This window comes from Caballeronia sp. BCC1704 (assembly GCF_902833455.1).
In the GTDB taxonomy this organism is placed as follows: domain Bacteria; phylum Pseudomonadota; class Gammaproteobacteria; order Burkholderiales; family Burkholderiaceae; genus Caballeronia.
In genome coordinates this window covers 1-21056 of record NZ_CADFFT010000009.1, presented here as the reverse complement: position 1 = coordinate 21056, position 21056 = coordinate 1, and the positions used below count along the sequence as shown (strand labels likewise).

22 protein-coding genes and 1 pseudogene are annotated in these 21056 nt (G+C 58.7%); 12 read left to right on the top strand and 11 right to left on the bottom strand.

Annotated elements, in window-relative coordinates; genetic code table 11:
* Both HWX53_RS27270 and HWX53_RS27265 read left to right on the top strand, forming a co-directional pair.
* The coding region (locus HWX53_RS27270; RefSeq protein WP_175946703.1) for a DUF927 domain-containing protein at nt 1-2016 on the top strand (2016 nt) is incomplete at its 5' end.
* 190 nt (nt 2017-2206) lie between these two features.
* On the top strand, nt 2207-2713 hold the full coding sequence (locus HWX53_RS27265; protein ID WP_175946702.1) for a hypothetical protein: 507 nt from the start codon (nt 2207-2209) through the stop codon (nt 2711-2713).
* A gap of 67 nt (nt 2714-2780) precedes the next feature.
* On the opposite strand, the gene HWX53_RS27260 is transcribed toward HWX53_RS27265, so the two are convergent.
* The 4 genes from HWX53_RS27260 to HWX53_RS27245 form a co-directional block, all read right to left on the bottom strand.
* A complete protein-coding gene (locus HWX53_RS27260) occupies nt 2781-4019 on the bottom strand; it encodes an AAA family ATPase (protein WP_175946700.1) in 1239 nt (412 codons plus the stop codon).
* Nucleotides 4020-4086: 67 nt separating this feature from the next.
* The gene (locus HWX53_RS27255) at nt 4087-6810 is read right to left on the bottom strand and encodes a DotA/TraY family protein (RefSeq protein ID WP_175946697.1); all 2724 of its coding nucleotides are present in this window, start codon (nt 6808-6810) and stop codon (nt 4087-4089) included.
* 87 nt (nt 6811-6897) lie between these two features.
* Entirely contained in the window at nt 6898-7218 is a 321-nt protein-coding gene (locus HWX53_RS27250) for a hypothetical protein (protein WP_175946695.1), read from the bottom strand.
* Entirely contained in the window at nt 7205-7423 is a 219-nt protein-coding gene (locus tag HWX53_RS27245; protein WP_175946693.1) for a hypothetical protein, read from the bottom strand. The genes HWX53_RS27250 and HWX53_RS27245 overlap by 14 nt, the downstream gene beginning before the upstream one ends.
* A 1819-nt stretch (nt 7424-9242) precedes the next feature.
* Between HWX53_RS27245 and HWX53_RS27240 the strand changes: the two genes are divergently transcribed.
* From HWX53_RS27240 to HWX53_RS27195, 10 genes are all read left to right on the top strand, one after another.
* Nucleotides 9243-9404 (top strand): hypothetical protein, encoded by a 162-nt coding sequence (locus tag HWX53_RS27240; RefSeq protein ID WP_175946691.1) that lies wholly within the window; start codon nt 9243-9245, stop codon nt 9402-9404.
* Between the two features lie 123 nt (nt 9405-9527).
* Nucleotides 9528-10220, top strand: coding sequence for a hypothetical protein (locus HWX53_RS27235; protein ID WP_175946689.1), 693 nt, complete (start codon nt 9528-9530; stop codon nt 10218-10220).
* A 47-nt stretch (nt 10221-10267) separates the two neighbouring features.
* Nucleotides 10268-10942 (top strand): hypothetical protein, encoded by a 675-nt coding sequence (locus tag HWX53_RS27230; RefSeq protein ID WP_175946688.1) that lies wholly within the window; start codon nt 10268-10270, stop codon nt 10940-10942.
* A gap of 389 nt (nt 10943-11331) precedes the next feature.
* On the top strand, nt 11332-12012 hold the full coding sequence (locus HWX53_RS27225; protein WP_175946686.1) for a hypothetical protein: 681 nt from the start codon (nt 11332-11334) through the stop codon (nt 12010-12012).
* On the top strand, nt 12009-12491 hold the full coding sequence (locus HWX53_RS27220) for a hypothetical protein (RefSeq protein WP_175946684.1): 483 nt from the start codon (nt 12009-12011) through the stop codon (nt 12489-12491). Before HWX53_RS27225 ends, HWX53_RS27220 begins: the two co-directional genes overlap by 4 nt.
* Nucleotides 12492-12544: 53 nt before the next feature.
* Nucleotides 12545-13219: a hypothetical protein gene (locus tag HWX53_RS27215; protein ID WP_175946682.1), complete on the top strand. Its 675-nt coding sequence runs from the start codon at nt 12545-12547 to the stop codon at nt 13217-13219.
* 336 nt (nt 13220-13555) lie between these two features.
* Nucleotides 13556-14077 carry an antirestriction protein ArdA gene (locus HWX53_RS27210; protein ID WP_175946680.1) on the top strand — a complete coding sequence of 174 codons (522 nt, stop codon included), beginning with the start codon at nt 13556-13558 and terminating at the stop codon, nt 14075-14077.
* Nucleotides 14078-14160: 83 nt separating this feature from the next.
* On the top strand, nt 14161-14460 hold the full coding sequence (locus HWX53_RS27205) for a hypothetical protein (protein ID WP_175946678.1): 300 nt from the start codon (nt 14161-14163) through the stop codon (nt 14458-14460).
* 348 nt (nt 14461-14808) lie between these two features.
* Nucleotides 14809-15615 (top strand): hypothetical protein, encoded by an 807-nt coding sequence (locus HWX53_RS27200; protein ID WP_175946676.1) that lies wholly within the window; start codon nt 14809-14811, stop codon nt 15613-15615.
* A 246-nt stretch (nt 15616-15861) separates the two neighbouring features.
* On the top strand, nt 15862-16251 hold the full coding sequence (locus HWX53_RS27195) for a hypothetical protein (protein ID WP_175946674.1): 390 nt from the start codon (nt 15862-15864) through the stop codon (nt 16249-16251).
* 43 nt (nt 16252-16294) lie between these two features.
* On the opposite strand, the gene HWX53_RS27190 is transcribed toward HWX53_RS27195, so the two are convergent.
* From HWX53_RS27190 to HWX53_RS27500, 7 genes and pseudogenes are all read right to left on the bottom strand, one after another.
* Nucleotides 16295-16600 (bottom strand): hypothetical protein, encoded by a 306-nt coding sequence (locus HWX53_RS27190; protein ID WP_175946672.1) that lies wholly within the window; start codon nt 16598-16600, stop codon nt 16295-16297.
* A 200-nt stretch (nt 16601-16800) separates the two neighbouring features.
* Nucleotides 16801-17367, bottom strand: coding sequence for a hypothetical protein (locus HWX53_RS27185; RefSeq protein ID WP_175946670.1), 567 nt, complete (start codon nt 17365-17367; stop codon nt 16801-16803).
* A gap of 117 nt (nt 17368-17484) precedes the next feature.
* On the bottom strand, nt 17485-17724 hold the full coding sequence (locus tag HWX53_RS27180; RefSeq protein WP_175946668.1) for a hypothetical protein: 240 nt from the start codon (nt 17722-17724) through the stop codon (nt 17485-17487).
* A gap of 169 nt (nt 17725-17893) precedes the next feature.
* Nucleotides 17894-18826 (bottom strand): prepilin-type N-terminal cleavage/methylation domain-containing protein, encoded by a 933-nt coding sequence (locus HWX53_RS27175; RefSeq protein WP_175946666.1) that lies wholly within the window; start codon nt 18824-18826, stop codon nt 17894-17896.
* A gap of 58 nt (nt 18827-18884) precedes the next feature.
* Nucleotides 18885-19268 carry a hypothetical protein gene (locus HWX53_RS27170; RefSeq protein ID WP_175946664.1) on the bottom strand — a complete coding sequence of 128 codons (384 nt, stop codon included), beginning with the start codon at nt 19266-19268 and terminating at the stop codon, nt 18885-18887.
* Between the two features lie 143 nt (nt 19269-19411).
* Nucleotides 19412-20329 carry a prepilin-type N-terminal cleavage/methylation domain-containing protein gene (locus HWX53_RS27990; protein WP_175946662.1) on the bottom strand — a complete coding sequence of 306 codons (918 nt, stop codon included), beginning with the start codon at nt 20327-20329 and terminating at the stop codon, nt 19412-19414.
* 368 nt (nt 20330-20697) lie between these two features.
* Nucleotides 20698-21056 (bottom strand): annotated as a pseudogene (locus tag HWX53_RS27500) (conjugal transfer protein TraC); the annotation flags it as partial.

Here is a 21056-nt window from a genome sequence, read left to right as displayed (position 1 = left end):
GCAAGCGGCGCTGACGAGAAGTTCTATGTGAAGATGCTCTATCGCAGCGCAAATCGCAGCGAGAGGACAAATATCGTGGAGCTCGGCGAGCTCGCACGATTCACAACGGACGGCCCTTTGCCCGGCTGGATGAACCCGCTTGGCACAGCGAAGCAAATCAAAGTTGCAGAGCTCTGGAAGAGCGTCATTTACAACACTGCGACGCAGATTCCGACGCGGACGGGCTACTCAACATGCGGTTGGGTCAAGATCGCAGATCCGCGAACTGGCATCGAAACGCACGAGCACATTCGCCCTGGCTCGCCGCTTTACACCGGCCGGGCTCGGCCGATGAGCGCAAAAGCCGGCAGCGCTGAGATTCAAAAGATTGTGTTGTCGCGCATGTGTGAAACCTCTCCGGCGTTCGCCTTCTTGCTCGCCGTCGCCTCGGGCAGCTATCTGCGTGGCTTCGCGGCTGATTTGAAGTTTCTCTTCTCGCCGATCGTCCAAATCTTCGGCAAGCGCTCCCGCGGCAAAACGCTGATGCTCAACTCATGCGCGAGCCTGCAAGGAAAGCCAGGGAAAGAAGGCGGAATCGTCAACGATCAAAAAACGACGATGGCCGGCTTTGAACACATTTTTGCCGGCGCGACGCATGGCTTTTTGTGTGTTGACGAAGCCGACGAAATTGCGGCCCGCCCGCGGTTTTCCGGCGCCGAAGACTTGATGTATTACACCAACAACGGCGGCCGTAGCAAATCGAGCCGCGATCAGCGCGCTATTGCCGGCGCGGTGTGGGACCTCATTTTCATAATGAGCGGCAACGCCCGAATCTCCGTCACCGTGCGCGGAGCTCCGAAGGAAGAAGCCCTTGTTTCTCGTTTGTTTGAGCTCGACATTGAAGACCCCGAAGTGGGCACATTCGAAGTCGTGACAGAAACGGCGGAATACGGCATGAAGCTGCAAGAGAACTACGGCCATATCTATCCGGAGATCATCGCGACGCTGAAAACGGACGAGGAGAAGCGCGAAAGCTGGCTCAGCGAGTTCCGCACAACCTCGGAAAACTTGCGCACCTCCCACGAGCTCCGGCACTTCAAAGACGAGCAACGGCTTGTGCATTTGTTTGCTCTCGCGAGCGCGGGCGCTGTCATTCTCGAAGACATTGTTTCCGAAGAAGCCGGCGTTGCGGCGGCCAAGGCCGTGCAAATCCTCATTGATCGCTATCGCAAGCACGACGACTCGGACACGACGACAGCGGAAGACATTGCCGCTTACCAGAAGGTGATTAGCTTCTATTCGTTTGTCGGCGCGAACATGGGCAATTTTATTGTCGATGGCTATGCGTGGGCAGGAGAGGGGGCCACGCCAGCGGAGCAGATGCTTAAAGCCCAAAACTACACCAACGAAGCCCGGCGAGCAGGGGGCGGAGCGACTTGGGGGCATATTAAACAGAAGCGGCCCATGGAGCACGAAGAAGACTTTGAGGGGATCATTTATCTCTTCAAGAAAGGTGAAGCAATGCTTGAAAACGCGGGCGGCATGAGTGTCTTGGAGTTCACTGATGCGTTGCGGCGCTTCGACCTTTTGCGGGGCGCTGGCTCCGAAAAAAATCGGAATCGGCAGAAGATGGGCGCGGAAACAGCACGGAAACTTGGCGAACAGTTGCGCGAAGATGCCAAGTCGGCGCGGCTGCTCACTATCGACGCTCGGCCTATCAATCTCAATGAGAACGCTCCGCCGCCGCCCTTGATCGGCGAGTTCGAAACTGTCGACGCAGACGACGAAAGCGTTCCGGAGGAATGGCGCGACTTCCAAGAAGAGAAGGATCAAGAACCCCTCTGGAAAGTAGGCGAGCCGATGGCGGCGCAAACAGAGCAAGACTCGCTTGATCGAGCAAACGAGCTGGCGCGCGCTGCGGCGCAAGCCCAGGCCGAAGCTGAGGAGCTTTGGCGCGTGGGCGAAGTTTCAAAGGCGCGGAAAGGCGGAGATTTTGCCGGTTTGGCTCGGGCAATGAACAAACCCCGCAGGCTCTGAGCGGACCCCGCTTAAACCAAGAGAAAAGGCCCTTTACGGGGCCTTTTTTTTTGTGCAATCACTGGAACCGACGAAGACGGGAGGGAACGGTGAACGGCTAAAAATCCGACCGCTGGCCTTGCTACCGACCGTTTCTCGCGAGAATCTAAGTCTATCAAGCACATGCTCACAATGCCCCAGGGGGATCGTTATGATTGGCTTTAAGCGGCTCCACCTTTGGCTCACAAGCGAGCTGAGCCACCTTGCGCCCGATGTTGTCGCGCCTTTGCAATGGGCTGCGCAAGAATGGGCGGCGCAATTGACGGGGAGCGAAGATCCATATGCAGAGCCGGATCCGTATCTGCTGATCGGCGATGCAACGATGGCGTTGATTGATGAGCTTTCGGCGAAACATACGGACTATCGCGCCGCAATGGCGGTTGCAAAGACCGCCATGGATCGATTCTACGCAGCAACGCCAGCGGCCGAGGAACGGGCGCGGGCAGAATGGTCTAAGGCGGGGCACGCCCTAGCTAGCGCCGAGGCGAAAGCGAGCGAAGCGCATACCGCCCTTCGAGTTCGATTCGGAGAAGCCCAGAGAGCGGATTCCATGCAGTGGGCGGCAGCATCGGAAGCCCACAAGTTGGCGCAGGCGACGGGGGTAGCGAACGCGTTGCCACTCCGAGCAGCGGCAGACCGCCCCAGCCGTAGACTCTGAGAACGGCGCGCAGAAATAAAGAAAAGGCCCTTCGCGGGCCTTTTGCTTTGCCGCTCCCCCTCAATCCTCAATCGTCAATGCGTGGAGCGTTGCGGATCCGGGCGGCAATCGCGGCTTTTGCATCGAGCGCGATCGGCGCGCGGCGGCCGGCATAGCGGGCGGATAGAAGCGCCCGCTCGACAATGCTTTTCAGCTCGCGCACGCTGCCGGCGGCCACTGTCTCAACGAAGCCAGGGCCGGGCTCTGCATCAAAAACGCGAGAAAGCCCGCGCTCGCGCAGCATTTCCCGATAGATCTCGCGCGCAATTTGCCTCATTTGCGCTTCCGTGGGAAGGCCGATCTTGTAGGGCGTCAGCCGCGAACGCAACGGCGCAGGGATCCGTTCGGGATCATTGGCCGTTGTCGCCAGCAGCATGCGCGACGCATCGAACGGCATAAGCAGAAAGTCATCGAAGAAGCTCTTTGCAGTCGTGGGCTCAAACAACGCGAGCAGCGCGCCCAAGGGGCTATCCTCGCCGCTCTGATCCAGTTTGTCGATTTCATCGAGCACGAAGAGCGGCGTTGCAATCGGGCTCGCCGCGGCAACTTCGAAAACGCGGCCAGGATTCGCCGACGCATAGCCCGCGGCCAAGCCGCTGAATGTGTGCGCAGGCAAAGAGCTGTGGCAGGGCTGCATGAAAAGAGGCACGCCCAGGACGCGAGAAAGGGCTTCCAGAAAGCTTGTTTTGCCCGTCCCTGGCTCACCCCACAGTAGAAGCGGCGGGAGGCGCAGAAAAGCCCTTTCTCCGCCCGCGCGCGCTGCGTGAAAAAGATCGGCTTGCACGCCAATATCCTGAATCACATCCGCGAAGTTGGGAAAGCTCGATTCAAGCGCGAAAACTTGCTCCGCTGTGCCTATCTCGCCGGGCGGGCGGGCGCTAGGCCGCAAGCTCTCTTCGTTAAGCATCAAGCAACGCACGGCATGCAAGATGCGGGCTTTTTCGCGATCGCCGCGAGCTTCCGCAGACTTTGCGAGTTCGTTCATTTTCTTGATCGGCATTAGCTCATGCCACGAATCGCTTTGCCGCTCTTGCAGCCAAAAAACGGCACGCTCTTGCTGAGCGCGCTCCGCCGCTGCCCATTCATCGCAAGCGGCCGGCAAGGGCTTCGCTCGCTTGGATGCCTCACTCTCAGAGAGCAACGCCCCGATTGCCCTTGGCGTTGCTCGGGGGCTGTTGCCATCCGCAGCATTGAACTGATCGGCAAAGTATTTGCCGAGGTCAGATGCCTCTTGATTAGTCGTCCTTTTCGTATAGTCTGCCGCCATGTGCCCCCCCGTTTTGTGTGGAAAAAAGGGGGGCTTTGCACCCCCCCCAACTTTGCCGCGTTGCCGTTCAAGCGAAGGCTTCGTTGCCCTCGCTTGCGCCGTCAAACTTCGAAGCGATCCACGCGCGAGGAGCGGATTTGCCGTCAGCGCTTTCCTGCGCCTTCATTTGCGCCAGCTCCGCGTAATCGCCGGTTTTTACGCCGGCAAGCCTAAGTGCGCCCGGCAGTCCCTTGCCCCAATGAGTCGAAGTCTCGCCGTTTGGCTGGCGCAGCTTCACAAACGGACTCTCAGCGGCCCCCTCTTCGTTTCGGAAAGGGGCTTTGCCTTGCTCGACAACCTGCCCGCGAGCGCGGCGCGAGAAGCCGGGGCCCGGCTCAACGGATTCCGATGCCCACGCCTCGGCGGCCGTCTTTGCACTGCGCGTTCCACTGCCGCTCGCCGAAGATCCGAAAGAGTCGCCTGACGCAGAGCGGCTTGTCGGGTTATCGACAAATTGCTTTTCCGGCATTGGGCCGTCGCCGCCAGAGCTCGAAGGCGAGGATCCACCGCGGGCGGACCCACCGCTTACGCCCATCGAGTCGCTCTCGCCCGCGCTCGCGTTTTGACGCTTCTCCGGCATAGGGCCGCCCCCCATCAAGTCGGACGCTGCGCCAGCGCCACGCCCGCCACCAGCCGAATCAGGACGACCGCCAGCAGCCCCCCGAGGAGCGCCGCCAGGCGAGCCTTTTTGCGTGTTGTTGAGCGCGAAGAATGCGCCACCGCGCCCACCCTCTGCGATCGCGGACGCCGATTCGCCAAGCTGCTCGTGGCCGCCGCCCATCCAACGCAAGACCTGATCGCCGATCTTGTGCATGAAGCCAAAAATCGTCGTCATGATCTTAAAAATGGCGCCGAAATAGAGGCCGGCCATTGTGATCGTTGCCGAGATTCCGACGAAGCTTTCCGACATTGCCGACTGAAAAGAGGGCAAGAAAAGCGAGTTGAAAAGCTGCAAAACGGGATCGAGCACGCAGAAAGAAAAGATCAATCCGAACACGATCAACACCGGACGCAATGCGAGGCTAGCAAGCAACATATAGCCTTGTTGATTCCCGGCCGTCGCGCCGTCGCCGTCCGGGCGCAAATGCATGAGGATCCACAGCGGAGCGGCAACCATCGCTTCGCAGACAAGCAGAACCCAACCGATAACCGCTCCAAAATAGAGCAGCAACGGAAGATTCGGCAGAATCGTGCCCATGAAAGAGCCCAGGACAAGAACTAGGCCGCTGACAGTCATGATGATCGTGTTAAGCGCCGTCAGCGTTGCAAGCGGCTTTTGAATGATGCCGAGAGACAAGCCTTGCGCCGCGCCAGTGCCCATTTCCGCCGTGAAACTGGCGCCCAAACCGACCACAAGAATTGCGTTGCCTGTGCTTTCAAGCCCGTCGCCAATGTCCTTGACAGACATGAGGCCATTGCGATTGGGATTGACTCGCAGCAAAGAGTAGATGCCGCTGTTGAACTTCTGGCCGACGAAATGCAAGAGCTCTCCGAGAGGCCCGCTAGAAGTGTCGTCATGGGCGGCGGGATCGTTCAAGCCCCAGCCGCTCGCTTTCTTATGGAAAGCATCCAGGACGGCGTATTCTTTGTCGATATCTGCTTGAATCAGGCCAAGCGATTGGGGAGCCGTTGTCGTCGGGACAGCAGCAGCGGCGCGCGAGGCGGCATCTTGCATGGCACTCGCTTTTGAAAACCATGACCCCGCTGTGACCCAACCATCTCTCGACGCCGAGTCCGCGACTTCCGCAAAAGCCGCTTCGGAACCCATCAACTGAGCCGCAGCCCGACCGATCGAGTTTTGATAGTTTGTGATCGCTGCTGTGTAGGCAGAGGGATCAACGCTCTTGCCATCGACAATCGCTTGCGCGATCGGCTGCAAATCGCTTTCCAGCTTGGAGACTGCTTGAATGTGATAGCCCCGCAGAGCTGCCGCTTTGCCCGTCATGGCATCCAGGCCAAAGAAACTCGTGACGAAAGAAGAATTGAGATCGCCACCGCTAACGATGTTTTGGCCCTGCGGATTGGCGTCAACCGTCGCCGTATAGCGAACAGAGCCGCACACGGCAGAGCCCATCGAGGCGGAGCCATATGCGCGGCCCGAGCCGTTGGGCAAGTCCGTTGCCGAAAAATCCGGCTTCAATAGGGATCCCGAGGAGGCATCCGCCCGCGCGACAGAGTTCGCGCCGAGCATGCAAACCTGGCTTTTCAAAACCGCGGCGGCCAGCTCATCGACAGCGGGCAGTTGCGTTTGTGGCGTCATGCCTTGCTGCGAAAAATTGCTTGTCGCGTAGCCCGTCCAAACATCATCCGCCAGGCCAACGCTTTGCGTCGTGACCCACGCCATCAGCAACTGAGCAGCGCAATAGCCCGCGGCAGAGCCGCCGGTAATCGGCGTGAGCATCGCCGTTGCAATCGCCGTGCGAATGGGAATCCACACGCTAGACCACTTCCGGCCCATATTTTCGCCATCGTGCGCGGTCATCATCGTGCCGGCGACAAGAACATACAAAGTAATGATCCCGCCCAGGAGCAAGGCAACGCCGTTGTATTTCTGAAAAGCGGCTTGCAGCGGCACTTCGGAGCCACCGAAAAGCTGGCCGAACACCTTGCCTAAGAGCATTGAGATTGACTTGTCGCCCGCGACAGGCTGAAACATATCGAGGCCATCGGCGAAGGCCGGGCCTGAAAGCAAAGCCAGGCCAAGGGCGATAGTCCCGGCCTGCGATGCTTTGCTTCTCAATTTTTTAATCATTTTTCTCCTCCTCTGTGATGCTTTCCCCTTTGCGTTCGCGCGCGAAAAAAGCTGTTGAAACACCGTCCTACCGCCCTGGCACCGCCCTTATTTGCCTGGCTTGTCCGTCCCGTCATCGCTCAGGCGCAGAATGGCGAAAGACTTTCTCCACGCCTCATCGCCCATCTTTGGCCGCTTGGCGAGCACCGCCAGCGCGATCAAGAGCCATCCGACTGTGAGAACAGGCGCGTAGGCTTGCTGAATCGCATAGAGCTCGAAACCAAGCACAAGCTTCCAAAGAAAATCGACCGCCGCGCCCATAACGGCGCACACAAGCGCCGAGAAAAACAGGGCATCGAACCAGGCCCCCGGCGGCGCAGCGAGAAACGAAAAAACGCGCAGCGCGCGCGCAAGCTCATGCTTCTCCATCGAGCGGCCCCTTCACTTCTTGCCAGCTCGAAATCCTGCCGAGCTCGCTCTCTTCTTCTCGATTGATCTCCGCCGTAAGCAGCCCTCGAAGCAATTTGCTGAGAGTTTGTTTCCGTTTCTTCGCGAGTAGCCTGCTCTTGAAAATAAGCTCTTCACTCGCGGTAAACGAAAGCTCCGGCGGTCGCGTTCCCTTATTCCATGCCATCGGCGCGCCTCCTTTCCTTTGTTTCTTTCCCCCCGGTTTGCGAGGGGCCCCGGTTCAACTTCTCGCGAGAATTGATCGAGCGCAACTACCGCCTATCGGATAAGGAGGGCGGGGCGGCCGGGAAACGGTTTTAAGCGGAGCGGGGGTCAAGAGCGAAAGCGGAGGCCGCAGCCCGCGCGCAGCGTGGGACCGGGCGAGCATTTCGGCGCCGAAGGCGCGCACTCTTGACGCACGCGCAGCGACCAACGCTCCGGGTTGTTGGGGGTTGCATAGCAGCCCCCGACTGCCCCGCGGCGAGCGGGCTTTTCAGGCTTTTCACAAATGAAAAGCCCCCGGAAGGGGGCTCCTGCTTGCTGCTGTCAGTGCGAGGATCCGCCCCCGCCACAGTTGTAGCTTGGCGTGTATATGACGACTTGCGTCCCGTCTGAAAACTGAGCGTAAGTGCTGCCGCAGTCCAAAGCACTTGTTTTAGCTGTTGTCCCGAAGCCAATAACACAGCCGTGAGCTCCGCCCGCGCACTCAGAAGAGCCCGAGCTGCCATCAGCTCCGTTCGCGCCGGCAGGGCCGGGCACGCCTTGCGGCCCTTGCGGCCCTGTCGCGCCTGTGTCCCCCTTAGGGCCGGGAACGACTAGACTAGTCGCCCAGCCGTCCGCAGTCCAAAGCGTGGCAGAGGAAATAGTGCCGCGCGTGCTCAGGCTTGTGCTGTCTGCATTCAGCGCGAGGCCATTAGCGCTACCGCTAGCGGCGGCAAATTGCGTCTGCATTTGCCAGCCGGCAGCAGCCGCTGCCGCGAGTTGATCGCTCGAAAGTTCGTCGGCGTTGGCAGTGTTTGCGAAGATGCTGCAAGCCGCAGCAACGAGCAAAGCCGCCACTTTGCATCTATCCGTTTTTTGCATTGTTGGTCTCCTCCTCTCTGTGTCTGGCGAAATCCGCCATTCATAAACGCTCGCAAAACACCTCGCGAGAATCAACAGAGGGAGAGCGCCGCCGAGCGGAAATCAGAGAACGGAAAGGAAAAGCACAAGCCCGCTCGCCGCGGGGGCAGTCGGGGGCTGCTACGCAACCCCCAACAGCCCGGAGCGTCGGGGCGCTGTGCGTGCGTCAAGAGTGCGCGCCTCCGGCGCCGAAATGCTCGCCCGGTCCCACGCTGCGCGCGGGCTGCGGCCTCCGCTTTCGCTCTTGACCCCCGCTCCGCTACAAAAAGAAAAAGCCCCCGAAGGGGCTTGGTCCTACTGCTATGCCTTTTTGTCTTTCCTGCTTAGAGGCTTCGAGCCCCGAGCAGAACCCCGGCGACAATCACGACATAAGCGAGCAACACTTTTGCGACGAGCCCGAGGCCGCGCGCGACAGCAACAGCGATTTTCATTGCGACCTCCCTAGTTGTTGAAAAGCTCGAAGTGGCATGAGGCTCTCTCTTTTCTCGCGAGAAAGCAAGCAGCAGAACGACCGGCCATCGGCTTTTTCGGCTATGGAGCCGATTTAGCTCTTTCAACGGATCCGTTTGTCTCAGGCTCTTCCGACAACGAGAAGGGCGAACGCTGCGATGCCGATGTAGGCAACAAGCGTTTTCAAAGCGATAACAGCGATTTTTGCGATTTTCATTTTGTTGGTCTCCGACGCACGCGGCCCCGTAGCCGCATTCTTCATAGTGTAACCTGTAACGTTACACGTTACAAGAATTTTTTGAGTTTTACGGTGTTAGGCGGGCGGAAAGCCCCGACAGGCGGCCTTGTTATACTAGCATAACATAACATAACATAGCATAAGAGTTAGGCACGGACAGCCCGACTTAACCCACCAACAAATTGAGGAGATTCAAATGTTCACGAACGCAGAAATCGTTAAGGGCGCGCTAGTCCTGGCTGCCGTTGTCGCAGTTATCTATATGTGCGCCGGAATTTTCAAGGACACGGCGCAGGCATCGGCGAGCATGGCTCAGCAAGCGCAAGCGCTGTCCGCGATGGCACAACAAATCAAGTGAGAAGCCGGGCGGCGGAAGTCGCCCATTTCGTTTTTTTCCGAATGAGAGCCTCGCAGGCTTGCTTATCCGAAAGAAAACGCTAGAAGCACAAGAAGCAAGCTGCGCAATCCCCAGGAGACCACCATGAAAGCACCGAAAGCAGGAAAAGATTTGACTATCACAGCTCGTTGCTCCGCGCCAAGCGAGCTCTTGCGCGAGCTCATCGGGGAATCTCGCGACGCGTGGACGCGCGTTGAGCTTGATTGCGGCGAAATGCCTGCGAAAGCCGCAGAGGCCATTTCTTCTGCAATCCGAGGCGATAGCGCTGCCCACGCTCCCGTTCCTGTTCTGAAAATTGACATCGTTGCGCGGGCGTGGGGGCGGCAGAAGCTGCCGGTGGGCCGTGATTCTCAGGCACGGAGCCCGAAAGTTGAGGCGGAAAAGATTGGATCCTGGCTCCGTGGATTCGACTTACCGAATGCCGGCGAGGCGTTCAAGAGTTTCCTTCCTCATAGCCGATTCGGCGGCTACAAGACAGTGCCCATTCCGATTGCGCTTGCGCGTATGGGCGCAATTAGCCTGCCCGAGGCCAATCGCATGCTCGAAGAAGAGCGCCACGCATTGGGCGAGCGTGGGTTTGTCGATGAGCTGGCTAGCATGCCGCGCGATCCCTTCGAAGACACTCCGGAATATATGGCCGCGTTGATGAGCTTGCGGCCGGACATGGACCGGGCTCGCGCGCGCTGGAAAGCCCGCCTAGAAGCGGAGGCGTTGCGCGCGGGCGTGGATGAAGCATCTTCGGACGCCGCGCCAGCTCGCAATCCGCGCCGTCTTTGAAACGCTCTTAACCGGCGCGAAAAGCACCAACAGAGGAGGGGGAGGAAATGGTGATAAAGACTGGGAAGGCGGTATTCAAAGATGGGACGGAAATGGCGTTTCTCTTCGACGCGCGCACGGACACAATTGTGAGCCGAGCGCTATGGCGCGATGCGCGAGAGTGCGCCGACCGTCGCAGCCCGCAAGTGCTCGGGCGAGGCCCTGTCGCAGCATTTAATGAGTCAGAGGCCGAAGCTGTGATGCTTTTCCCCTATGCCGAAGATTGCGAAGAAGAGAACGGCAATCCGATCGTTGAGGGATATGAGGCGCTTGCGAGCAGAGCAGGGCTTTGGCTTGTGGGGGAGATGGATCTTGATCGTTTATGGGATGCGGAAAAAGACACCCGCGCGGATCGCCTTCAAACCCTCATTGATGAGTTCCGTTTCGGAACGCAACCCCCTCTTGTAGTCTCCCGCTTTTTTGCTTATCCGGACGGATGGCTTTGCGCTTATCTGAATGGCTTTGAGGATACGGACGAGCGATTTTGGAGGCAGCCGGGAGGAGAGTGGTTCCCCACCGATCCGGATGGTTTGGAGCAAATGGCGCGGCAGTTGCATAGACGCAGCGCCGGGAAATTCATCGGCGAAGCATGCTGCTTTCTTGCTGCCTATGAGCTGGCGTTGGAAATCGCCTCGGCGAAGGATGAGCCCTCGCCCGAGGGTCAGAAACCCCGGCGAATCTAATGGGCGGCTCTTACACAACTTACGCGCAAGCAACCGTCGCCGGCCGGCGATTCATGTTGATTGGGCATGAGCTTGTTTGCCGCGGCGCTTGCTCGAAGTGCCTGCACGCTATCGAGTTCGACGCCGCCCGCGAAGCTCCCCGTTGGCTATCAGCGCGCGACGACATTTTTCCGCCTTTGCTTGTTGCCCAAGCCTCCTTTCCGGAGGCACTTGCGGCTTTTTGCTCGCAGTTCGCGGCTCTGGTAGCTGCGCGCGAAGCAGAGGCACTAGGAAGCGATATTCACAAAAGCGACGAAGCCAGAGAAAAAGCCGCTCGGCGGCTTTGACCCCCCGCTTTTTTCTCGCGAGAAATATAAGAGCAGGCAGCAAAACAATGAGAGGAGGAGATCATGACGATTCAAGCGAACGACATTCGCATCTTCACGCCAGCAGACGGGGCGCGGCTGGCTAAGCGATCTACGGCGCCGCTTTTGCAAGCTGGCCCGCCGCGCAGCGCCGGCATGGCGCATCGCCGACTCATGCAAGAGCGATCGGGAGACTACGAAAAAAGCAACTTCCGCTCGCGGCTTGTCAGCTTCGACACAACCGGCGAAATCTACTTGCTGCACCGGCAATACGAGGCCGCGAAAAACGAAATCATGCGGAAGATGTTCGCCGAGGATCGGCGTATCGCGCCAGGCGCTTGGCAAGCGGCGGCAGAGCCTGGTTTTTCGAGCCTCGAAACGCTCGAAGCCTGGGTTGTTTTTAGGGCAGGCGGCCAGCCGATCGAGCTCCGCTTGCTGTGCGCTGTTGCTGCCAGCGAGTTCGATTCGCTTTCGATGTTTGAGGAGGCTTTGCCTCGCCTTGCGATCGAGCGCGCTCCATTTTTCCCGGCAAGATGGACAGCCAATCCAAAAGCCGCGGCTCTTGATCGTTTTGTGATGCCGCTGCTAGAAAAGCTCGGGCTGACTGGCAAAGGGCGCGCGCTGCGCGAGAGCGAGGCTCTTGCGCAAATTTTCGCGGTAGAAGGGGGCTTGCTTGGTGCCGTATGCGCACCCGCGGCGCGGCGCGTGGCCGGGCGGCGACTATGAGCTTTTTCCGCAATTTGTCCGCCGCCTTGCTCGCCTTGCTTCGCCGGCCGCGATTAGCAGTTGAGGGGCAATGCGGCGACGCCGACCCCGACAGGAAAAGGCAAATCGACGCGAACGGCTATCTGTTCGCTGGCCTGCCTCCGGACAGAGCAGAATGGCTAGGGCAGCTCATCGGCGAGCTCTCAGTTTTCGAGGAAGACTTTCCCGAATGGCAAAGGTCTCTCGATATCGATTTAGGACCGGACGGCGTTGTTTGGACCGACGCGCGCAGAGCGCTCGCCAGGCGTTATTTCAAGGGTATGGATTCGGAGAGTGTGGCGTTTTTGAAGCGCCATGTTGCTGCATCTCCGCGCGCATATGACGACAAGCGGCGTGCAATTCTTGGTTTTCTCGCGGAGCTCGAAGGGGTTTCCATTGCTAGCGCGATCGGCAATCAGCTACCCGCGCAGCCAACAAAGCAGCGCGCAAACAGGCTATAAACACGCTTTTCGTCCGCATTCGTTGCGGGCAATTGCGAGACAGCGGAGGGGGCATGGACGAAGCAATAAAGGCGTTTTCTTGCGAAGAGGTGCGCGAGCTTGTGCAAGCGCATAGCGCCTACACCGCGCCCGGCGCAGAGCCGGCGAAAACGCCCGAAGAGTTCGCTGCGCGCGAGCTCGCCGAGCAAGTCGCATGGGCATACAAGAAAATCGAAAGCCGCGCGGCTGCCGATCCCAACGCGCCGGCCGGCGCAAGTGCGAAGTTGCTTCGCGAGGCCAAGGGCTTTGGCTTTTGCTTTATCGACAATAGGCCAGCGACGAGCACCGAGAGCGCACGCGCCGAAGTTTGGATTATTGGAACGAACCCATATCCGCGGAAGCCGCGGGAGCCTGTTGCGCTGCCCTTGGGGAGAGCCAATCTCGACACGCTGCAAGGCGGATTCGATCAATTTTGCGCCGAGGCCGATCGGCACGCCCGCGAAGGTATGGCGCGGCTTTTGGAAATCATCGACGGCGATCCGATGGACCAAGTTTTTAACGCCGCGCCAGAGGAGGCCGCAATCTATCGGGAGCTTCTGGCGCAAGCCGGCTTCTCCGGCGAAGGCGTCGCACGGCGCGAAGCCGCCGAGCTCGCCGAAATCCTGGCAAAAGCTAAGCGAGAGCAAGCGGCAGAACCGGCGGCGCAGCGCGACGGATCCAGTGCGCGCGGCAAAGGCCGCGGGCTATGACTACTTGCGATTGAAAAATCCGGCGGAAAAGCGCGCCGTCTCGCCACGCGTAGCGCTGCGCTTGGCATGGCATGCCGGCCGCCCGCCAACACCTTTTTAAAGCGAGCTCCGCAAGACGCTTCGACGAAAGCCCGCGTTGGCTTTTGCATGCCCACAAAAAGCCCCTGATCGATTTGCGAAGGGGACTGTTCGTGGGCATCACCGCAAAAGCCGGCAAAACGCCGGCTTTCTTTTTTCTCCGCTGCTTCGCGCCCCCACCCCCGCCGCCCCCAAGGGCGGAGCGAAGGAGTTTCAGCCCGAGAGCATCACTCACTGAAACCACCCCTCGGAGGCAGCATGGCTAACTTCTTCGCAAACCCTTATGGCCCGGCAACCGGCTTTTTCTTTTCCTCGGCCGAAGAGCTCGAAGCAAAAACCAAACACTGGCGCGATCATTACGGAGCGGTGGTCGAGGAGTGGTCCGTTGAGTTTATCGACGGATCCGCGGGCGAGCCCGAGCTTTTCGCAGCCGCTGGCATCGACGCCGGCAACATTAATTTGTGGTTTGACGAGCTCGAAGACCTGGAAGAATCGCAGCGCGCGGCGCTGTTTTTCATGCTCTCGAAACTCGGCTGCAAGCTCTCTGATGCACTGGAAAAGCTCGAGGATGCGATTGTGAGCGAAGCCAGTTTGAAGGACGCCGCGGCGGAGCGGTTCGATGAGACCTGGCTTCCGCAGATCCCGGAGCGCACGCGAGCCGAGATTGCGGCATATATTGATTACGAAGCATACGCAAGGGATCAAGAGCTCAACGGCGAGCTTAGCGAGTTCGACTTTGCAGGCAAAACATGGACTTGCCTTAATCCGGACGCCCTCTAAGCCGGCCGGCGGGAGCGATCCCGCCCGGAGGGAGCATTTTCGCGCCAGAATACTGTTTTTTTATACAGTGTTTCGGGGGCTCAATGTTTGTCCGCGTCGTGCAGATGCGCTTTCACGGCAAAGCGCTCGAACAAAGCCAAATCCGCACAGCGGAGCCTGTGCGCGCCGATTTGCTTGTTTCCCACGAGAGCTCTTCGGAGCTCGGGCGCTATGCCGATGTTGCCCGGCTGCGCGCTGGCGATGGCGCGCAAGCGGAGCTCTTGCCGGCTCTCTACGACTGCCGGCTTTCGCACATGGGAACGAATGGATTCGTTCTTTCTGGCGTCGAGCTCGCGGGCTCGATAGCGTTCGCGCAAGCCTGGTGGTGCCGGCCGGCGGCCTGATTCATTGCAACGATTTGTCGGCCGGAGAACACCGCAAGTAGGCCAATCGGGGGTTCCGCCGGAAAAAGAGCTAGCCAAATCCCTTCGCCGAGAGAAAACCCGGACAAAACGAGGCTTGTCTTCTTGTCTTAGGAAACGCCAGCTCGAAAGCCTTCCGGTTTTGCGAGCGAAAAGGGGTTGAGAGCCCATGAAATCGCCCGCAAAGCCTTTGTTGGCCTTTATGGGCTCGCCGCCCCGGTTTTTTCGATCGCAACTGGCCGCCGCCAGGCTTTGACAAATGCTCCCGAACGCGAGAGAACTAAAAGGGACCGATCTAGTGAGGCGGCCGGCGACGAGGGAGGAGACAAAATGGCAGAAATCGAAAAAGTTGAAGTTTGGCCGATGGTTTTCGAGGGAACCGAGGCCGATGGCCGCGTTATGCGGCAAACCGAAGGGCCGAGTGCAGACACCCAATTTTGGGCAATCTACAAGCGCGACAGCGAAGGCTTTTCAAGCTGGCTCGCCGATCACGATACGAAAGAAGCTGCGGAGCTCGAAGCCAAAGAACAGGCAACGGCGCTTCGCGTGCCCGTCGCGCCATATCCCTGGGTCAAGGCCAGCAGCGCCCCGCAAACACCGCTTCGCGGAGCTTCGACGGCAGCGCCGCGGCCGATGGATCACGAAGCCATTGAACAGGCCGAAAACAAGCTCAAAAAGCTATGCGCAGCGCGCGGGATTCGGGTTGAGTTCGATCGGCAATCATTCTCGCCGGCTGCGATTGAAACAGGCATCGACAACGGCGAGCGAGTTTCCCGCGTTCGGCTCTACAAGCTGAACAAGGCGAAAGAGCAACGCACGCTCTTCGAGCGGAGCTCGCCCGCAGATGGCGCCGAAAAACTACTGAAAGAGGCCGAGGAAGAGGCGAAGCGCTACCCGCTCACAAAGGAAGCTGCCGAGCGCCGGGAGGCGGCGAAAAAGGTTGTCCATGCCGCACGCACTGGCAATCCGGCGGGCCTGCCGCTGCTGCATCAAGCCGCGCTCGATCTGCTGCTAGCAATGCGTGAGGATTTACGGGAGATATTCGGGCGCAGGAAAGCAGAGCCGGTTGCCGTCCCTGGCGAAGTCGCCGCAACGAGCAGCTCGCCGGCGCGACGCCCGAGAGTGGGGCCCCGATGATCGGCGGGGGCTTGACACTCACTCTGTTTTGCGAGAGAACCATTCCCGCCGGATCCGTCCACCCGGCGCTTTCGCTGTGGTCAAAGCCCTGGGGTCTCCTCGCCTGGGGCTTTGTCTTTTCTGCCGCGCGGAAGCTCTACTTATGCACCATTTCGCCGCTAGGCGGCTGTTGACTTTGTATTAGCATAGCATAACATAACATAGCATAAGAACGGCCGCCGGCCGTATGACACAGAGGAGGAGAACATGATTGTTTTGCAAGAAGAGGCCGTGCCGTTCAAAGGCGTCGCGCCGTTCGAAAACGGACAGGGGTTTAGGTCTGTCGGCGGCATCATTCAGTCTGTGCGAATCAGCCGCACTTACTGCGACTATCAATTTCTTGGCATCTACGGCCGGCTCTATCCCGGCGACGGCTACGGCGCAATTTTTGGCGGCGGCGTGATGCTAAGAGCGGATACAAAAGAAATGCTCGCCGAGTTCATTCGGGAGCAATACGGAAGGCCCGACAAGCTGCCCGAGATCCGGCTTGAACGCACGCCCGCGCCCGACTCCGCGCACGAACTGATGGAAGACGCATGGGCTCTCATGCGCGAAATCGAAGAAGCGAGCGGGGGCGGGGCCAAAGACCCGACTTAACCCGAGAGGCCCGCCTACGCGGGCTTTTTCATGCCCTTGGGGGCTAACCCCCGGACTCGCGGGGCGGAAGCTCTTTCAGCCACTCGCAGAGCTCCTCGCGATATGTGAACCGAGGGTGCGCCTGCCAGGCCAGCAGATCGGCCTGCCATTCGCGCCAGGCCCCCTCATCAAGCTCAAAATCGTCATCCAGCCTGCCCGAGCCGTCTTCGCGCAAATAAATCCCCTGAATCGCCCATCCCGTCCAATACGCGCAGACTTGGTCCAAGAGATCCGCTGTCGTGCCCTTCGGCTGATCGCGCAGGAGCATCCCTAGGTGCTGCATAAAGCTCTCAAAACTTGGCTGGCTCATGGTCCCCTCCGGTTTCCCGCCCGACAGCAAGAAAAAAGCCCGTCGCCATTTTTTGGGCGCAAAAAAAACCCCGCGCTGGGCGGGGGACAAGTCCAAGGCTCTCGGGCAACGCTGCCCATTTAAAGCGGCATTCGCCGCTAGAACCTTTATACACCAAAGCAAAAGCCCGCCGTAGCGGGCTCTTAAAGCGGCCACGCCGCTTAACCCTGCGGGTCGAAGCAAAAACCACCAGCACGCACCGGGCCGCCGTCGCGCTGATACGCAATTGCATTCTCGCCCACACGATTGGCGACATTTACGGCACGCTTGACGCATTCAAGCTCTGACTCATCCTCGATCCCGCAGAAAACGCCGAATTGTTCGGCCGAAATCTCGGCGACAAAAGTTGCGTCATCGCTGCCGCGGTTCGCGAGCATCAAGTAAGCGCCCAGCTCGACCGCATGCTTCGCTTTCGCGGACCACCCGCCCCAGGCAGTGAAGGTTTTCGGAAAAGCCGGAGCGTCCGAAATCTCCCACATCGCAAGAAGATCCCCCGAAAGCGCCCTTTCGGCAAGCTCTGCATTTTCTAACTTCTCGCCCCAAAGGATCGATGCCTTTTCGTCCAAGTCCGCAAGCGTCGAAAAATACGCGCGCGGGCCGCCTTGTCCATTGTGAACCACCCACCCGTTTTTCGTGCCGCGGTCGCCGTCGCGAAGCGGATTAACCTTTTCCAGCACGAGGCCGATTTTAGCGAGCGTTTCGCGCCATTTTTTGCTTGTCGGCGTCATAATCTCCTCCATTTTCCGATTTTCATGGCTTGGCCCATCGCCAAGCCTGTCACCCCAAAAGCCCGCCGAAGCGAGCTTTAAAAGCACAAACCCCGCCGAGGCAGGGTTGCTTGTTGGTCAGTGGGCTCCGCCATTCCCGCCGTTCGTGCGATAGAAAGTCGAGGGAATGTTTTTGTCCACCGACGCCGGCATATTCGCCTTTTCCGCGCTGACCGCTTCGCTCGCTTTTGCAACAGCAGGGGCGGAAGCATAAGGAAGCGGATAAACCCCGCCGCGCGAGCCGCCAGCGCCAGCGGCTGCGTTTGCCGTGCCAGCAACGAGGGAAAGGGAAATAAGGGCGAATGCGATTTTGTTCATTTGGTCTCCTCCGAGGAAGTTGTTTAACGGGCCGCATGCAGTTGCTTGCGATGATTCAATTTCTCGCGAGAAAGGGTAAATAGCAAGCCCGTTCGTCGGGAGTTATATAAATCTTCGGAAACTAGTTTTTTAGCGCCGCAAAAGAAAAAGCCCCAGAACGGGGCTTTAATCAGCAGAGAGCGCCGCCGCCTCTTGTTTTGCACGACCCGCTTTGGATCCAATCGACTCGCCCCGCAGCGAAAGAGGGAATTAAAACGAAAGTCTCCCCGTTCAGCCCGCTAGAACTGACCGCCGTCGCCGTGATGACCCCGCTTGAATCCGCCACGGCGCTCAAAACATATTTAGAGCCCGGCGAGCATCCGGCCCCCGAGCCGATGCACGAAAACCCGCCATCACCGCTGCCCGCATTCTGCGTGGCACTTACTGCGGTTGAAGCCTCTTGCGAGAAATCCGGCGGAAAGTTGTAGCGCGAAAGGGCCATCGTTTCTTGCTGCCGGGAAATGATTAAGCCGAGGTTTGCAGCGCTTTGGAAACTGAGCTCCCCGGAGGAGATCTTGCTCATAATGTCGGAGCACTGGCCCGAGGCCGTATCCACGCATTGATACCCGCTTGGATCCGCGCCAGCTTGCATCAAGTCGCGCGCGGAAACCGGCAAGTCATAAAGCCCCATTCCTTGGTTCAATTGGGACAAGGCGAGGTCGGCGTAGCCGATGAGCGAAGTTGTCGGGGCGGTCCCGTTAGCGGCCGCTTTTTGGGCGTCTAACGCTTGGTCGTAGATATACAGGTAATTGCCCGTTGGGTCATCGCTTGCGAAAATCGCGTTGTATTTCGCAGGGTCAGTCGCAGCCGCCGCCGTCGAGCCTGATTGGGCAAGGGAAGCGAGATAGGGTGCGCCATCTTTAACGCAATCACCCGAAAGCAAGCAAGTCGTTATTTCGTTTTTCAGCGGCGCAGTGGCAATCACAACCTCGGAAAACTTTGACTTCGTTGTGTAATTATTGTATGCCGGGATTGCCACGGCCGACACGATGCCGATTATGGCAATTCCAACAAGCAGCTCAATGAGGGAGAAGCCGCGGATATTTGGGCGCCCGAAATTCATTTTTATCCTTTGTCTTTTTTCCGCTTCTTTTGCGGGTTCGATTGTTTTCGCGAAGGCTTTACTGTCCGGAGCGGAAGAGCTCGCTAATGTAGGTGAGGAACGAGCGATCTTGCGGTTCCGGCTCCGCGACGCCAAAGAAGCTCACTCCTGCGGAAACGGCGCCATTTTCCAGCCGGCCCTTTTGGGCCATATACGCGAAGTTGTCGTTTTGCTCTTGGTATTGCTTTGGCCCGATAACGAAGCCGACTGGCGCACACATGAAAACCTTTTTTGTGGCCGTTGTTGAGTCTTTGAATGTGTAGACGACTTCCAACAACAGATGCTGTTCGCCACTCCGGCATTTCACATTTTCTATTTTGGAAGCTCCATCGACTCCTGATGCATGGGCGGCCTGAAAGCACGCCATGAAAGCCACCAAGATAATCAGCGCCAGTTTTTTCATTTCCGTCTCCGTTCCTTTGTGAGTTTTCCCTGTATTTAAGCGCGCGTGTTTGCGCGCAACCGGGATTAGGTTTAGTTTCTCGCGAGAAAAGGGACAGAGCAAGGCCGCCGGTCTGCCGAGTTCGACCGGCTATCGCCATCCGCCTAGCAGAGCGCACCGCCCTCGCGAGTCTTGCAAGTTCCCGAAATGCTCCAATCCACGCGACCGCCAGAAATAGAAGGGATTAACACAAAGGTTTCCCCGTTAAGCCCGGACGAGCTTACAGCCGTTGCGGTTATAACACCGAACGGATCCGCGGCTTCGGTCGCGACATATTTTGTGGGCGGAGCGCAAGGCGTGGGGCCAATGCACGGGAGATTGGTCATATTCGCCGATCCAGACGCCGAGCTGCCCCCAGCCTTCTGATACTCTTGAACAAAGGTCGTTGCAGGCACAAAGCCCGCATTTATGATTTGCGTAAGCTGCGCGGGAGTGACTCCGTTTTCGTTGAAACTCCCGCTTCCGAGATTTCCCCCGAGCAACGCGGCGAGATCGCCGCAAGTCGCAGACCAACAAACGTAATTGCCGCCCGGCGACACTTGGAAATTTTGTTGGTCTGCCGGGAGAGTCGCTGCGTAAGCCATTAGGCCGGCGACGCGATCGTTCAGAGACTGCGTTGCCAGCCGCTGGTCTAAATCTGCTTGCGTCATCATCCCCGCGGCAATCTGGGCTTGCCAAGTTCCCATAATATATGCGGTATAAGCCGCTTTGCTGTTTGCGAGCATGTCGGGCGTCACATTGTTTCCTGTGTTCGTCCCGCTTTCCACTGTCGAAATAGAAATTTGCGAATCGACCACACAAGCATCATTTTGGACGCATTCTTCTATCGCGGCTTTCGTCGGAGCAGTTGAAATCACGACCTCCGAAAACTTTGACTTGGTCGTATAGTTGCTATAAGCAGGGATCGCAACGGCAGCCAAAACCGAAATAATTGCAATCACCACCAAAAGCTCAATCAGCGTAAAACCACGCTGCAAAATTGACGCGCCCAAACGCCCTTGCAGCTTATTTCTTTTATGCATTGTCTCCTCCTCGCAGTTGAAATGAACGGCTTAAAAGCCGGCTTCAATTCACTCTCTCGCGAGAAACAGGGGGGAGCAAGGCCGCCTATCAGTCGAAATCGACCGAACCGGCAAAAGCGCCGAAAAACAAACGAACGGCAAAATCTCGCTCGCCGCGGGGCAGTCGGGGGCTGCTATGCAACCCCCAACAGCCCGGAGCGTCAGTCGCTGCGCGTGCGTCAAGAGTGCGCGCCTCCGGCGCCGAAATGCTCGCCCGGTCCCACGCTGCGCGCGGGCTGCGGCCTCCGCTTTCGCTCTTGACCCCCGCTCCGCTGCAATGAAAAGCCCCGGAGGAGGGCCTTCTAGGCTCGCCAAGGGCTCGGGCCGGCTCACTGAGACGAAGCCGCGTCAAACCGCGCGCGAAGGCTTGCAGCGGCTATTTCCGCGTTTGTTGTCCACTGCCGCAGCCACACTCCTTGCGTGGGGGCCCAATGGAAGCCCCATGCCTTCAAATCGGTCCGCGTTTGATCGTTGGGCTTGCCCGAGAACTCGAACGAAACGCGATTTTCGGCTGTGTCCTGGCGATAGACATACCCTGGGCCCACAGCCTCTAAATCTTGGCGGGTGGTATGGGTTTCGAGTTCCGCGATTCGCGCTTTCAGACGGCGAATGTTCGCGGCGTTGTTTGTTGTCTTATAAGGCATGAGGCCGGGCTTCCCGATCTTGTTGCAAAGCAACGCCGGGATTT